The sequence below is a fragment of the Lysinibacillus sp. RS11 genome, assembly GCF_042019215.1.
Lineage (GTDB): Bacteria > Bacillota > Bacilli > Bacillales_A > Planococcaceae > Lysinibacillus > Lysinibacillus xylanilyticus_A.
In genome coordinates, this window is sequence record NZ_CP168124.1 from 4,495,853 (window position 1) to 4,510,888 (window position 15,036).

Here is a 15,036-nt window from a genome sequence, read left to right on the forward strand (position 1 = left end):
AAGAGTTTTAGTATTTATTATCAAAAAGATTAACACTTCACAAAAAAATCCCTTTCACAAGACCGTGTGAAAGGGTTGCCTACTAAGTTAAGCAATACGCCTGCAATTGCTCACGCTTTTCTTTTGTTAGACCAAATTCTTGCTCTAAAAATGCTGTCTTTGAGCCAAATCGGTTATCCATTGCATCAAATGCCGCCTGTAAATAATCCTCACGGGCAGACATTAATGCATAAAATTGCTGTAATTCTCGATCATTATAATCTTGCTGAATTGCCTGAGCCATCTGTTCTACCAAGGACCGTAAATGTATATTTGTAACTAAATAGTCCTCCATGATTGTTTCCTCAGGCACATCTAAAGCGAGCAAAATAAGTGCACCACCGATACCTGTTCGATCCTTTCCTACCGCACAATGATGTACAAGCCCTAAATTTTCAGGGTTTTGAATCGTTACCATTAACTCCTTAAACGACGCATTATTAAAAGGCATTTGTGCATAAAATTCTCGGAACATCTCTGGATTTACAACCTTATAAAAATCTTTTTTTCCAGCGTTTGTAGGCATCTCAAAAGCATGATTGCCCTTTGCTGGAATTTGAATATATTTAGCTTGCGGGAAGATCGGATTAGGATTATTTTGTGCCTCATGGTTGTCGCGATAATCGAAAATTGTTTTCACACCTAGCGTTCCAAAAAGCTCCTTATCTGCTTTCGTCATTTTGCCAAGCGCCGCTGAACGATAAAACAAGCCATTCTTTACTGAACGCCCATCTCTCGTCTTATATCCACCCATATCACGAAAATTATGAACAGCCTCAAACGGAATAATCTTCATATCAAACTGTTTCATTTACTGCACCTCCCTCTATTAATAAACATTCTTATTTATATTCTATAAAACAATTCGCTATAATACCAATTTTCACACTAGGAAATGTCACCAGCTAGTCTCAAGCCGAGTGATGTATGGTTCTATTCGAGCACTTCTTCATCGAAGCGAAACACCTGTACAATGATCATTAGATTCGACCAACATCAAAAAAAGCTGCCCTGGATAAAGGACAGCTCTAAAATACTTTTCAATATAGATTATTTAAATAACTCAGGATATGCTGCTTTTGCTACTAGCTCAACAGCTTCACCAATACGTGGACCTGGACGGTTCGAAATATCAGTATCTATATAATAAACCGCTTTGTTTTGAATGGCTGTGATTGAATTCCATCCATCACGTGCAAGAATTTCTCCCACTGAGTTTTCTACATAGCTTACTGTTGTTAAAATGACTTCTGGATTTTTCGCAATGACATCTTCCTCAGATACCTTTGCCCAGCTTTGAACGTCAGCAAATACATTTTTCACATTAGCAGCATTTAAAATCTCTTGTTGGAATGTATCAGAACCAGCTGTATAGATGTCTGGCTTTGGACTAATTTCTAAGTAAATATTTTTTGGTTCTTTTACATCTTTGACTTTTGCCTGGACTTCCGCAATTTTAGCTTTAATATCTTCGTTTAACTTTTCGCCTTTATCTTCAATCCCCATAACAGATGCAATTTGTTGGATATCCCCGTAAACATCATCAAATGAAGCAGCTGATTTGATAGCAAAAACTTTAATTCCTGCATCTTCAAGAGTTTTTAGAGCATTTAAGTTTTCATCATCACCACCAGTTGTATAGGCAATAACAACATCTGGCTTTAACGCTAAAATACGCTCACTATTGAAAGTTGCAGCAGTAGAGACGCGCTCAATTTTTTGCGCTTCTTCTGGATACGTATCATACTCTGTTGCACCGACGATTTTATCACCAACACCTAGGGCAAACAAAATTTCTGTATTACTTGGTTGTAATGAAACAATAGTTTTAGGTACTGCATCAAACGCTACTTCTACACCACGATCATCCGTAACTTTATAGCTTGTGCTCTCAGTTTGTTGCTCGTCCTTAGAAAAAGTGTCTTTGTTAGCATCCTCTTTTGTGCCGCAGCCTACTAATACGAGTGCTAACATTAATACAGAAAGCCATTGTAGATTAAACAATTTCTTCATTTCATTGATTCTCCTTTTTCTTTTTCATTGGGTATGACTTACTAATAAACGGTATTTCAGCAATACCAGCGCGCTGATTCATATAGACAGCCATAACAAAAAATACATTGGCTAGTAATCCTATATAATCAAACAGAATAGCTGGTACTTCCCGTTCCTCAGAAACTTTGTGTAAAATACGGTATGATTTTTTCGACTCACTACGACATACATGTAATGCAGCAGCAGCCTCTGTTCCTTGTGGTAATACAAAATTCTGAATCTCATCTTTCACATGACTAACATAAAAATCATAACGATCACTAAGCCACGCTAAGTCATCTTCAGTTACTGCTAATTTCCCTCGGACGGAGCCATTAACATGGTAAGCCATTGGCAAAATAGCTAATAAATCATCTGCCACTACCCTTACTGTCTCTTTATTTACTGCTACTAAAGCGACACCCATATGTGTTGTAAGACTATCTGTTCGAATTTCAAAATCTACTGTTGATGCCTTTTCACGCATAAATGGATAACAAGAATAACGTGCATCTTTTTTCAACTCTAGTCCCCGCTTTCCTTCGTGAAAAATTCTTACTAATAGTGAGTATACATAAAAAAACGTCGCCCCTACTCCTAAGGGACGACGAAAATAGCATAAATAGTGTCGCATAGACACGACAAAGCCTATGTATTTGCCGCATATCCTCCTAGCTTCCGAAGAGCATCTATACGTTCAAATAAAGGTCGGTCTCCTGGCTTGTACATCCAATCATGTTATGAGTCATAAAAACCTGCCCATCCGATATTTCGACAAAGGTATATCTTTATGATTCCTGTACTTACAGTTGCGGAAACAGCTTCGGTCTTTCACCGAATTCCCAATTATGCTTGTTAACACCTTTATTTTGCAAAAATAATTCACTTGTAAAGCAGTTTAACACATATTGATAGGAAAAAATAGCTTTGAAATGAACGGAAAACAAATGAATACGAACAACAGTAAGCCTATTTCTACATAGCTATACAAAATCATTCTCTAATCTAAATTCAAGACATTTGAAGTATGCCCCTTCAACTTGACTGCACATTCTGTGGTGAAACGCTCTCTGCAAACGTATCCTCCCTCCACAATATGTACTTTCATCAGCATACTTCTTTAATCAAGAACAGATCCAAGTATTGATTCAAAGTTTTATAAAATTTTTTCAATAGCTTGCTCAACATCAAGCTGTGAATCTGTCGGTTCAAAGCGGGCAACTGTTTTACCATTTGTATCTATTAAAAATTTTGTAAAGTTCCAGCGAATATTACGACCGTCTAAAAAACTAGGTGCAATTTGGATAATTGCTTCTGCTAACATTTTTTCCTGCATACTTGCCTTGCCAAATTCACGATAGTCTATCTCGTGCTTTAAATAATTGAATAATGGATGTGTCGCATCTCCGTTTACCTGCACGAGTTCAAAAATCGGGAATGTTACCCCATAGTTGATTTTGCATAGGTGTGTAGTTTGTTCGCCATCTTCAGGATTTTGGTTATCAAATTGATCACAAGGAAAACCTAAAACGACAAAATTATCCTTCCCATATTTATCATACATTTTTTGCAAGTCTTCAAATTGATATGTAAAACGGCACTTGTTTGCTGTATTAACAATTAACAGCGTTTTTCCTCGATAAGTTTCCATTGATAGTATCTCACCGTTTGGCTTCTTAACTAAATAATTATAAATACTCATTGTTTAACTCCCTTTTTCCCTAAATTGTCAGGAATGTTGATTAACAATATTAATTGATTAGAATATGTAATTTTCTGCCACAATCAGTTAAACATGGTTCATCATGTTCATCACCAAAAGTTGCGAATGACATTTGTTTAGACGTATGTCATTTAATCTTCATTCAGTACAGACGAAATCAACCCTATGTTATGCCGATGGACCTTAAAAATAGGCATACAATAGTGAAACAGCCACAAAAAATCATATTATCGGTCAATAATAAACCTATATTTTCCTACTCAGCACGCCTGATATATTATAAACTATTTCTCTATTAGCGAAAGAATTTTCACAAAACAAATAGCCATTCCACGTCTTTAATGGATGGCTTTCATATATTTCTTTTTGTATTTAACATCTTTTTCTTCCGCAATTAAACGCTCCGCAATTTTTAGTAGCTTCGGGTCTTTCGTTTCATCAAATAGCTTTTTAAAAGATACAATAATATCATAGCGCATTAATGCCGGTTGTTTTTCGTCTAAGCATGTTTGAAATCTTTTTGCCAAATATGAAACGACTAAATCTTTTTGTACTTTCCCCGCTAAACCTATTTTCCAAATTGCCTGCAAAGTATGTCTCGCCGTTTCTGTTTTTTCATCATAGGTCACTGCCCAAATCTTTAAGAAATCCTCTAATACTCTCTCTTCTGGATCACTTTTTGCTGCCAATGCGCATAAAATTTGTGCCGCGCTTGCACGAACATGCCCATTTTTGTATGTAAGAGCCTGAACAAGTTGTTCCCAAACTGCATATGTCCAATCAACTGGTTCCTGCATTATTTTCATCAATTCTTCGTAAGATTCATATTGAATATCGCTGTCACGTTCTGTTAAATTACTAAAAAGTTGCATAATCTTTTTTTCCATGATTCATCCCTACCTTTATTGTTTCAGACCGTAATAATATTTTTATGTTTTATGGTACACTTAACTTACTTTGCGCAAAGAAGGTGAGTTTATGAATAAAATTAATTCTAGGAAACTGATTTTTAGAATGATTATGATTATTACTTTAATTGTAGCTGCATATTTTATTATCCCAGTTTCCGTTCCCGTTATATTAGCTGGTGTTACTGCATTTTTTTTAGAGCCAATTGTTATGTTCTTTAAACGGCGATGGAAAATGTCTCGGAAAATTGCAGTTGCGTTTATTTATATAGTGAGCGTTATTTTAATTTCCATTATTTGCTATTTTACTATTACACAACTTATGTCGCAAATAATTTCAATTTCAAAGCAAGCTCCCTATTATATTTCAAAACTATCAGAAATGTGGCTTAGTATGCAAGAAAACATTTCTAAATACACAGAAGACTTCCCTCCTGAAGTAAGTGCCTCGCTTCAAAGTACAACAATGGATTTCATAAAGAAAATCGAAGAATCTTTTTTAAACTTTTTTAATTATACTAAAGTTACAGCCTTCTTTGCTGAAATCCCAAGCCTATTTATCAGTCTTCTCGTTTATACGATTGCTCTATTTTTATTTATGCTAGATTTACCCAAGTTAAAACAAATCACCTATAAATATTTAAAGCCTAGCACTGCAAATAAATTAAAAATCGTCGCGAATCGTTTAAAGGATGCTATTTTCGGATATATGAAGGCACATTTACTCGTTAGCTTTATTATTGGGGGCGTCACACTTATTGGGCTATTACTAATCCAACCAAAATACGCGATAACGATGACAATTATTATATGGCTAATTGATATTATTCCTTTCCTCGGTTCTATTATTATTTTGGCACCATGGGGGCTTTATCACCTGTTAGTAGGAAATATATCTATAGCTGTAAAATTATTCATACTAGCTGCTATTTTACTCATTATTCGTCGAGTAGTCGAGCCTAAATTAATGGGTCACCATATCGGTTTATCAACTTTACCTACATTAATTGCCATGTTTATTGGTCTTCAGTTATTTGGTGTGATCGGTTTACTCGCAGGACCTTTTGTCATTATTTTCTTTATTGCATTAAAAGAAACAGGTATTATCAAGCTGAATTTTAAAATATAGCATTTTATATAAACATCAATTCAATCATCCCCTAAACAAAAAAAGTCATCTTTGTATTTTTTCTTTACAAAGATGACTTTTTTGTCATTTCAAACGTCTATATAATGTAAGGCTTATTGAACACGACCGAAGCCTACTAAATATTGGTTCCACCAGTCAAGTGACTCAATGACAACACCCTTATTTTGAGCGTCAATCATCGTGTTGTTACCTAAGTAAATGCCAACATGCGCTACACCTGAACCATAGCTGAAGAATACTAAGTCACCTACACGAGCTTCACTTGCTGAAATACGTTGTGTTGCTGAATATTGTTGTGATGCTGTACGTGGTAAAGATACACCTGCTTGCTTGTAAGACCATTGTACAAGACCTGAGCAGTCAAATCCTGTCGATGGGTTATTGCCGCCCCAAACATAGCTAGAGCCTAGGAATTGCTTCGCAGTGGAAATAGCATCACCTGAAGATGCAGTGCCTGCGCCAGACCCAACAACGACTTTTTGTGAATTACCTTTTTTACCATCGCTATCATTGTTTTCATTGTTACTATTGCTATTATCGTTACCATTGCCGTTTGTTGCTTGTACAACTGGAGTAACTGCTTGAAGCGCACGTAAACGAGCTGCTTCTTCCTCTGCTTTTTTACGTTCTGCTTCTAAACGTTCTTCTTCTTGTTTCGTTGCAATTTCTGCCTTTAATGCAAGAGATTTCGCTTCGTTTTCAGCTTTTTTTACTTCCATTTCGCTTTCCTTTTGTTGAAGCTCTTGGAATTGCTTTTGAAGCTCTTTTTGTTTTTCATCTAATGTTGCTTTTTGTTTCTCTAAGTTAGCCTTATCTGCTTCTTGTTGATCTACTAATTCTTGGTCAGCATCCATTAATGTTTTTACCGCTACGACACGGTCCATTAAATCTGCAAAGCTTTTTGATTCAAGAACAACGTTTAAGTAAACACCCACAGTGTCATCTTGCGCTTGATACGCAGCCATACGCTCACTTAAAATTTTAGAACGTTGCTCAATACGCTTTTCAGTTTCTGTAATATCTGCATCAACGTCTTTAATATCTGTTTGTACTTTGTTAAATACTTTTACTTTTTCATCGATCTCTTTTTGTAAATTTGTTAATTCTTCTTGTAGCTTTTTAACTTCTGTATCTATTTTAGCTTTCTTATCAATCATTTGTTGAGATGTTTCTTCTGCGTGCACTTCTGTCGGTTGAACTGTGTTAAATAATAAGCCACCAGCTAGCGCTAATGCTAGCACCATCGACTTACGCCATTTATTGCGCTTACCCACGTTACTTCTTTCCCTTCATTAGTCAATTTCGCTCTTGGAGTTTTAATGTAATCAATTGAACGATTTATTTTGTAATTTCTTATATTTATATTAGCCTTTTAAAGTTTAGCATTATCAGCACAACTTTTATACTATTTCACACCTATTTAATCGTTTAGTAAAACTCGAAATATATTTGTAACATTCGTGTAAAATCTAAAATATTCTACAAAATACCGTTTCTTTCTACAAAATATCATTTTCAGCTACTTTCCTATTAGATTCGCTCACTAATTTGTAATGTTTTTGTAATATTTCTCGACGACGTTTTGAACATAAAAAAAGGTAAGGGAACATCTCCCCTACCTATTGCTTCATAGAACGTAACGCTTGAATAGAAAGCCGAACTAACAGAATAGCACACAAAAATAAACCTATGTATGCAGCTGTATTTAAGTAAACGGCGTATGAATCGTGAATAAATTGTGAGATTGCTAAAAGTGCTACAGAAATAATACCAAAGGTAATACCAACGAGAAGTAAGACCAAACGGGAAAACAGATTTGTAATAAAACGTGCATTATGCTCATCCGAAAAAACATCGTGATGTAAAATAATTTTTCCGCTCTCTACTCGTTGAATAAGCTGATCAACCCGTCTTGGCATTTTGCGTAATGTCGGAATAAGCATTGATAGTTCTTCTTGCAAGCGTTCCTTTGTTGCCATCGGTTCTTTAAATGGCTTTAGGAGAGATGCCCGCATATACGTAGATGAAAAATCTTTCGCTTCCATAAAAATATCAAAACGCGAATCAATTACCCGTAACGTCCCATCTAATGTTACTAATGATCGTAGCGCTAAACCTACTGCGGGATAGAAAGCAAGACCGAAATCACGGACAACCGTAAATAACGCATGTATCAATTCTTCTGTTGGAATTCGATCCACGTAAGAAATCTTCAACAAAATTTGATCAATGGCTTGCTCCATCTTTGCACGCTCTGCATGATCAGCATTTTCAACCAATAGTGTTAGACCATCATATAAAATATTTGAATCATTTAGCTGAATCCCCATTAAAAATAGCTTTAAGCCCTCTTGTTGTGTAGCCCCCAAACGACCAACAGCCCCAAAATCAAGGAGGATTGGTGTACCATCCTTCTCATCAATATGAATATTTCCCGGATGAGGATCTGCATGAAATATACCTGAAAATAGCATCTGCTCAAAGAAGGAATATAAAACAGTACGCGCAAACTGCCTACGATCAATTTCTAAACTATTAAAAACAGCCGCACCATCTGCAACACTTTTCCCCCGTACGTATTCCATGACAATAATATTTTCATCACAATATGCTGTATAGATTTTAGGAATACGCACCTTATAATCGCTTTTAGCAAGGGCATTAGTCACTTGCAATGTATTCCGAACCTCAATATCTAAATGAATTTCCTCGCGTAATCCATCTGCAAATCCTCTAGCAAGTTCTCGAAAGCCCAACGATTCAGCCCATGTAGACTTGCTTGTTAGCCAATTAGAAAATTCCTCCAAAATCTCAAGGTCGTCTCGCATGATCCCCTTTATTTCTGGTCGCAGTAGCTTCACCACGACTTCATCATAATTCTTTAATCGCGCCTTATGTACTTGTCCAATAGACGCTGCCGCAATAGGCTCCATTTGAAAACTTGCAAATATCTCATTCACCGGCTTAGGAAGTGAGCCTTCTAAAATTTGAGTTACCTGCTCTGACGGTAAAGGCTTCACACGATGCTGCAGCCTCTCCAATTCGTCAATAAAGATGGGTGAAAACAGTTCCTTACGTGTAGAAAGCACCTGACCAAATTTAATAAATATCCCACCACATTGCTCCAAAGTAGACCTTAAAGCAATCGCAAGCTCCTTTTCATTTTCTCGTTGTCTTGCGTATTTAATCGTTTGCACAACACCATTTGTCACAGCTATTTTTAACACCTGTCGTAAGCGCTTTTGTTGTCGCCAGTAGCTACGAAGGCGCAACAATAAATTTTTTTGGTCATTACGACGATCTCCAGCTGTAATACCACTTGAGTCAAAAAGCTCAAAAACAAGGTAGAGCAGCATAGAAATTAGCAGCATGCTACCAAGCCAAATAAGTGTACTGACCTCTGTCACCGTTTGCATCACTGTTTCAGACAAAAAATCTGTATGGCGCAAATAAGAATACCAGTAGACAAAGGACGTCAGCGTCACACTAATAACTACAGAAAGAACCCTACGAACAAAATTGATATTTGAGCCAATTAATCGACCACTTACAAAATAAATAATCCCTGATACGGCAATGATTTGGATTAAAAATTTCAAAAAAATCAACAGCGTCACCTCCGATGCTACTTCCTAATACTGCTAGTATAACAAATTACGATCTGTACTTCTTTTAATATAAAACGAATCCATTTTGAAAAAAGATCTCTCAAAATGGATTCTGTATATTTAAATACCTGTTTTTACAAAAGATTAATCACTCTTGTTACTTACTGTATCATTTATCGATTTTCGGCTTTATCATTGCACCTTTTTTCGGCATTAAATCGCCATCTATCTCTTCAAAAAATAGAGGCAGTCCTTCTGCTAAGACAGGGTGAATAACTTTAGTAGGATCTTGTCTTTGATGATGAATATGTAAATGAGGCTCTGAGGATGAACCGCTATTCCCAACACGTCCAATGACATCTCCTGGCTCTACAGTATCTCCCACTTCAACGGTGACGCTATCTTTTTTCAAGTGATTAAGTAAAAGATAAGTGCCTGTTTCTTTTATTTTTATGTACACATAATTTCCTTCTATTGACGTAAAATCTTCTGTCCCTGGTGTAATGTCAACTTCATCATTTGAAACAGCGACAACAATTCCAGAAACCGGTGCATTAATTCCTTTATTCCATATCCCGTAATCCTCATTGCTATCACTGTTAATGTTATAAGGCTCCATTACTAAATCATAGGCCCATCGCTCTGATGCCCATACTGCATGTGGTAAATTATCTTTAACACGATTACCGCCCCACCCAACAACAGTTTCTTCAGTTAAAGGCCAACCTACAGTTATAGATGGTTGAGTACGTTCAATAGTGTTCGGATAAGCACAAAGAATAATATTCATAGTCATTAAAATTGGAAAGATGAATATGATGTTTATCACTATATTCATAAACAACTTAAAACTTCTTTGCTTTTTAACAATTAATATGATTAACATGACAAAATTAATCATCAATCCTATAGCTCCTACTACTGGTAAAATTAATTTAAGTATTGTCCATGAATATATACCGAATATATCACCAATAAAAAATGCACTGATCCATAATAATAAAATAAGCGCTATTAACACGCCATTTGTATAACCATACTTCCGCAACAATTTTTTAAAAATAAACTCGTTCCTCCCTATGTCAAAAATCCACAATCATCATTACTAAATATAGCAATTTAAGGATAAAGTGCCCATACGACCTGAGGTGTAAATTTAGAAGGCTATAATAAAAAATACCTTTAAACAAAAATTGTCTAAAGGTAAAAGGCATTGAACGTTTTATAATTTTTTCGAATTTGTTACGTAATTTATCTCATCGTTTCTAAATAGCTTGTAAGAAATTCTGTCAATTCACAGCATCCTTTAATTTGTTGAAAGGACCTTCTCCCAATCTATTGTGCCATTTTTAACTTGTTCCCGTTTTTCTTTATTCATAATATCATTAGGACGTCCACCGTTTGGCCAATCTTTATCATGATTAGCCCATTCAGGTCGATCCTGCGATAAAATATAGGCTGCTAAATCTGCAGCATCTTGATCTGTCAAAGTTCCAGCTGCTCCTATTGGCATATTGGTTTTAATGTAGCCAGCCATTTTTGACATACGTGCCATACCCGCTCCATCATTAAATGAATTTTCACCCCATAATGCCGGACCTGTATTAGCACCAGTACCTGAACCATCAACTGCATGGCAAGTAATACAAGACTGGGCATATAACTCTTCACCGTTCGTTACGTCCGGTATAGGAACGTTTTTCATAGTACTTGTACCTGCCCATTCACGCTCCGCTCCAATAGGTACACCTTCTGAAATATAGGTGAAGTATGAGACCATAGCTTCTAACTCTTCGCTGTTCATGTCAAATTTTTTACCGTTCATACTACGAACCATACAACCATTAATACGCTCTTCAATCGTTACAACATCTCCTGATCGTGCAATATATTGCGGATAATTCGCTGTAACCCCAACTAATGACGCAGCTTGCTCATCAATGCCTGCTCCTGCATGACAGCTTGTGCAAGACAATTGATTCCCAACATATTCATCTGCAGCTACATGTGTATTATTGACAAGCTCATAGCCATTTAATATCGTTTCTTTCATAGGTCCATCTGGTACTTCTTCAATACTCGGCGGTGCATAGACAGCTGACTGAGCAGCTGCTGTTGTTGGTATTTTTGCCAGTTCTGCGGCTTCTTTGCTTTCTCCGTTAGCATCACCTAAAATTTTATCACTAATGACTGCCCCGACAAAAAGTGTACCTGCTAATAATACTGTCCCCGCTACTCCCGCTACTAAAGGTTTCATCTACAATACCCCCCTTTGTATAATCACCTATATTTTAGCAAAATAGCATATTTTTCGATGTGATTTTCCTCACACCTCGTGCAAATAGAACCATTCAGATGATAAAAATGGATAAATTTTGTAGTAATCATTGTTATACAACACAAAAAACACAACTTAATACCTGTTGCAGTATGTATAAATTCCTCCAAAAATGCCGAGCACAGCATTGTACCCGGCATTGTAGAATTCCCTTATAATTTACATTCACCATCAGCACAAGTAGCTTCACCGTCGCCTACCATCTTTAAGACCGGCTGAATACCCGCTATCTCTGCCGCTTGATGCAAAGTTCGTACGAAAACCTCATTCGGCTCCGCCCCTTTAATTCCGTAACGATTTTCAAAAACAAAGAACGGTACACTTTCTACACCTAGCTGTTGAGCATCATATCGATCCTTATCAAAATCTTCACTGAAGTCCTTTGACGAAAAAACACTCTTCGCTATTTCAACATCTAAGTCTAAATCTTTTATGACTGTTAATAAAAATGTATCCTCATTTAAGTCTTTTCCTTCTGTAAAATAGCCACTCATAAGTGCCTCTGTATAGGCTCCCTCTTTGTCAAACTGCTTTGTCCACTTTGCCAATCGATGCGCTTTTTCAGTATGCGCTGTTTTCATATTTTGAAAATCGTAATGTAACCCAACCTCTTCAGCACGCATTGCTATACCCTTAGTTAGTTCCTTTACTTCTTCTAAAGTTGAATCATATTTTACAGCCATACTCTCATATAAAGCTGGCGCATTTTCCTTAGGCGTATCTATACCAATTTGATATGCTTTGTATTCAATTTCTACTTGCCCTGTATAACCTGCTATGTCAATGGCACGTTCCAATTCTCGTTTGCCAATGTAGCAAAACGGACATGTAAAATCTGAGAAAACCTCAATTTTCATTTTCTACAACCCCTCTACAATATATCCATCCAAATTTTAATGGCCGTTGCTAAAATAAGCACCGCTAAACTGCCTTGTAAAACTTTTGTATTTAATTTTTTCCCTGCCTTTGCACCTAGTGGGGCTGCTATTAAGCTAGCTACAATCATAATGAATGCAGGATAGTAATCAACTTGACCCGTCATCAATTTTCCAATTGTCCCACCTATTGAGGATATTAAGGTAATGGCAAGGCTTGTAGCGATTGTCATACGTGTTGGTATCCCTAATATCACTAGCATTATAGGTACTAACAAGAAGCCACCAGCTGCCCCAACAATCCCCGACCCAACACCAACAATAAACGCTAATATAGCTGCTATTGGCTTATTGAACGTTACTTCATCCAACGGCTTGTCGTCAATTTGCTTCTTAGGAATAAACATCATCACCGCTGCAATCAACGCCAACACACCATAAACGACGTTAACCCCCGCTTCTGATAAAAATTTGGAGCCATAACTACCAACGAAGCTTCCTACTAATATGGCACCACCCATATAAATAATCAGTGATTTATTTAAATAGCCACCTTTTCGATATGCCCATACCCCAGCAAGAGAAGCAAAAAATACTTCTACTGCACTAATACCTGATACCTCATGTGCCGAAAATGTAGCAAAACCAAATAAAGGTGGGATATATAATAACATTGGATATTTTATAATCGCCCCGCCAATTCCTAGCATTCCCGATATATACGAACCCACAAAGCCAATCAAAAATATTGTAACGACCCATGCCAAATCCATCTTTTTTCCTTCTTTCTAGCCACTCATCCCTACCAATATCAAATGAAAGGAGGGTTGTTCTAAACTTCAAACCGAAGAAACAACCCTCACTAGCCTTAAGCTTTTTGAATAAAGAATGTAATGACACCAGCTTCTTCACATTTATCTAAAATTGCATGACCGCCAGCTTTTGCCCAAGCAGGAATATCCGCCAAAGATCCCTTATCTGTTACTTGAACCTCTAAAATTTCACCTGAAGCCAATGTATCGATAGCTTTTTTTGTTTTCACTATAGGCATTGGACAAGATAAGCCCTTTGCATCTAAATGTAAGTTTGATTTCATATTTTTCTCCTTTGGAACAGCAAAGGTTGTAAACCATTTTGCCGGTTCTAATTGTTTTCACACAACTTTACAAAAATAGGATATAGCATATTATCGAACTGCACAGCGATTCGGACCAATTTCCATCTCTGTTTGCTCATCTTGCGCAGGGGTCAGCTTCCCCATATTTACTTGACGAATTTCTTGATAGGCATTTGGCTGCGGAGGCAAATGATCTGTCACAATGCTACGGAAATTAACTGCATCTTCAATATTTAAACCGTGATTTTCTACAAATAATTGCCCGAGACGTTTTGCAACAGTCCCATCTCCATTTAATTCATCAATAATCATAAAATGAGCTGGTAAAACAATCAGTTCATCCGATAATTCTCTATATCGCTTGTAAAGTGTTTCACGCAAATCACCCACCCAATCTTCAGCAAGACCCGCTAAATCAGGGCGTCCAATTGAATCAATAAATAAAATATCTCCGGTTAATAAATACTTGTTGTCCACAACGAATGACGTTGAACCAATTGTATGACCAGGTGAATAAATCGCTCCTACATCAATTTGGGATGCGCCAATTTGGACAGTTGTTCCATCAATTAAAGGTGCATAGTCAAACACAACCTCTTCTGCATCTTTTGGCGGTAAATAATACGTTGCACCAGTTGCAGCTGCGATATGGCGTCCACCAGATATATGATCCGCATGCAAATGTGTATCAAATACATATTTAATTTTTACGTTTTTATCATCTGCAAAGCTTGTGAATGCGTCTGTAAAACGCACAGCATCGATAATAGCCGCTTCGCCACCAGAGATGACCATATAAGAAAGACAACCCTTCCCTAAACGAACAAATTGATAAAGCTCACCACCACCTGTTAAATCCCCTACTTTAATCGGTTCTAAATATTCACTCCACGTTTTCATTCCACCTGCTAAATAAGCAACTGTACGTCCTGCTTCTGATAGCATCTCAGCTACCATCATCGATGAACCTTCTTTCGCACAAACGACTAACACATCTTTATCCGTTGGAATCTCCGGTAAAATATCCTCGACACCATCTAAAAGCTCAAAATACGGAATATTAAGATACTCAAATTTACGCCCATCAATTTTCCAATCTTCGAATGCATCTGCATTTCGAACATCTAAAATAAATAACTCTTCATTGTTAATTACCTTTTCCGCCACTTGGGCTGCGCTCCATTTTAGAACTGACACTTCACTTACCCCCTGCAGTATTATTCTGTTGATTTTTTTAGCGGGTG

General features: G+C 36.8%; 14 protein-coding genes and 1 riboswitch. Of the genes, 1 reads left to right on the forward strand and 13 read right to left on the reverse strand.

The window, feature by feature from the left end:
* Positions 1-82 precede the first annotated feature (82 nt).
* The 5 genes from AB9L17_RS23160 to AB9L17_RS23180 form a co-directional block, all read right to left on the reverse strand.
* On the reverse strand, positions 83-850 hold the full coding sequence (locus AB9L17_RS23160) for a tyrosine-protein phosphatase (protein ID WP_223554001.1): 768 nt from the start codon (positions 848-850) through the stop codon (positions 83-85).
* A gap of 239 nt (positions 851-1,089) precedes the next feature.
* The gene (locus AB9L17_RS23165) at positions 1,090-2,052 is read right to left on the reverse strand and encodes an ABC transporter substrate-binding protein (protein WP_375199832.1); all 963 of its coding nucleotides are present in this window, start codon (positions 2,050-2,052) and stop codon (positions 1,090-1,092) included.
* 1 nt (position 2,053) lies between these two features.
* Complete coding sequence (locus tag AB9L17_RS23170; protein WP_068985092.1) at positions 2,054-2,596, reverse strand: hypothetical protein; 543 nt, start codon at positions 2,594-2,596, stop codon at positions 2,054-2,056.
* A 166-nt stretch (positions 2,597-2,762) separates the two neighbouring features.
* Positions 2,763-2,954, reverse strand: a riboswitch (cobalamin riboswitch).
* Between the two features lie 275 nt (positions 2,955-3,229).
* Positions 3,230-3,775: a glutathione peroxidase gene (locus AB9L17_RS23175; RefSeq protein ID WP_068984946.1), complete on the reverse strand. Its 546-nt coding sequence runs from the start codon at positions 3,773-3,775 to the stop codon at positions 3,230-3,232.
* A gap of 359 nt (positions 3,776-4,134) precedes the next feature.
* Positions 4,135-4,683 carry a hypothetical protein gene (locus AB9L17_RS23180; protein WP_068984947.1) on the reverse strand — a complete coding sequence of 183 codons (549 nt, stop codon included), beginning with the start codon at positions 4,681-4,683 and terminating at the stop codon, positions 4,135-4,137.
* 91 nt (positions 4,684-4,774) lie between these two features.
* On the opposite strand from AB9L17_RS23180, the gene ytvI reads away from it, so the two are divergent.
* Entirely contained in the window at positions 4,775-5,833 is a 1,059-nt protein-coding gene (gene ytvI / locus AB9L17_RS23185; protein WP_068984948.1) for a sporulation integral membrane protein YtvI, read from the forward strand.
* 113 nt (positions 5,834-5,946) lie between these two features.
* On the opposite strand, the gene AB9L17_RS23190 is transcribed toward ytvI, so the two are convergent.
* The 8 genes from AB9L17_RS23190 to AB9L17_RS23225 form a co-directional block, all read right to left on the reverse strand.
* Positions 5,947-7,128: an NlpC/P60 family protein gene (locus tag AB9L17_RS23190; RefSeq protein WP_317853385.1), complete on the reverse strand. Its 1,182-nt coding sequence runs from the start codon at positions 7,126-7,128 to the stop codon at positions 5,947-5,949.
* Between the two features lie 345 nt (positions 7,129-7,473).
* On the reverse strand, positions 7,474-9,462 hold the full coding sequence (locus AB9L17_RS23195) for an ABC1 kinase family protein (protein WP_068984949.1): 1,989 nt from the start codon (positions 9,460-9,462) through the stop codon (positions 7,474-7,476).
* Positions 9,463-9,631: 169 nt separating this feature from the next.
* Complete coding sequence (locus AB9L17_RS23200; protein ID WP_223554064.1) at positions 9,632-10,363, reverse strand: M23 family metallopeptidase; 732 nt, start codon at positions 10,361-10,363, stop codon at positions 9,632-9,634.
* Positions 10,364-10,768: 405 nt separating this feature from the next.
* On the reverse strand, positions 10,769-11,719 hold the full coding sequence (locus AB9L17_RS23205; RefSeq protein WP_223554003.1) for a c-type cytochrome: 951 nt from the start codon (positions 11,717-11,719) through the stop codon (positions 10,769-10,771).
* A 233-nt stretch (positions 11,720-11,952) separates the two neighbouring features.
* Positions 11,953-12,657 carry a DsbA family oxidoreductase gene (locus AB9L17_RS23210; RefSeq protein ID WP_223554004.1) on the reverse strand — a complete coding sequence of 235 codons (705 nt, stop codon included), beginning with the start codon at positions 12,655-12,657 and terminating at the stop codon, positions 11,953-11,955.
* Positions 12,658-12,671: 14 nt separating this feature from the next.
* Positions 12,672-13,448: a sulfite exporter TauE/SafE family protein gene (locus AB9L17_RS23215; RefSeq protein ID WP_223554006.1), complete on the reverse strand. Its 777-nt coding sequence runs from the start codon at positions 13,446-13,448 to the stop codon at positions 12,672-12,674.
* Between the two features lie 95 nt (positions 13,449-13,543).
* Entirely contained in the window at positions 13,544-13,771 is a 228-nt protein-coding gene (locus AB9L17_RS23220) for a sulfurtransferase TusA family protein (protein WP_068984953.1), read from the reverse strand.
* A 90-nt stretch (positions 13,772-13,861) separates the two neighbouring features.
* The gene (locus AB9L17_RS23225; protein WP_223554008.1) at positions 13,862-14,989 is read right to left on the reverse strand and encodes an MBL fold metallo-hydrolase; all 1,128 of its coding nucleotides are present in this window, start codon (positions 14,987-14,989) and stop codon (positions 13,862-13,864) included.
* Positions 14,990-15,036 lie beyond the last annotated feature (47 nt).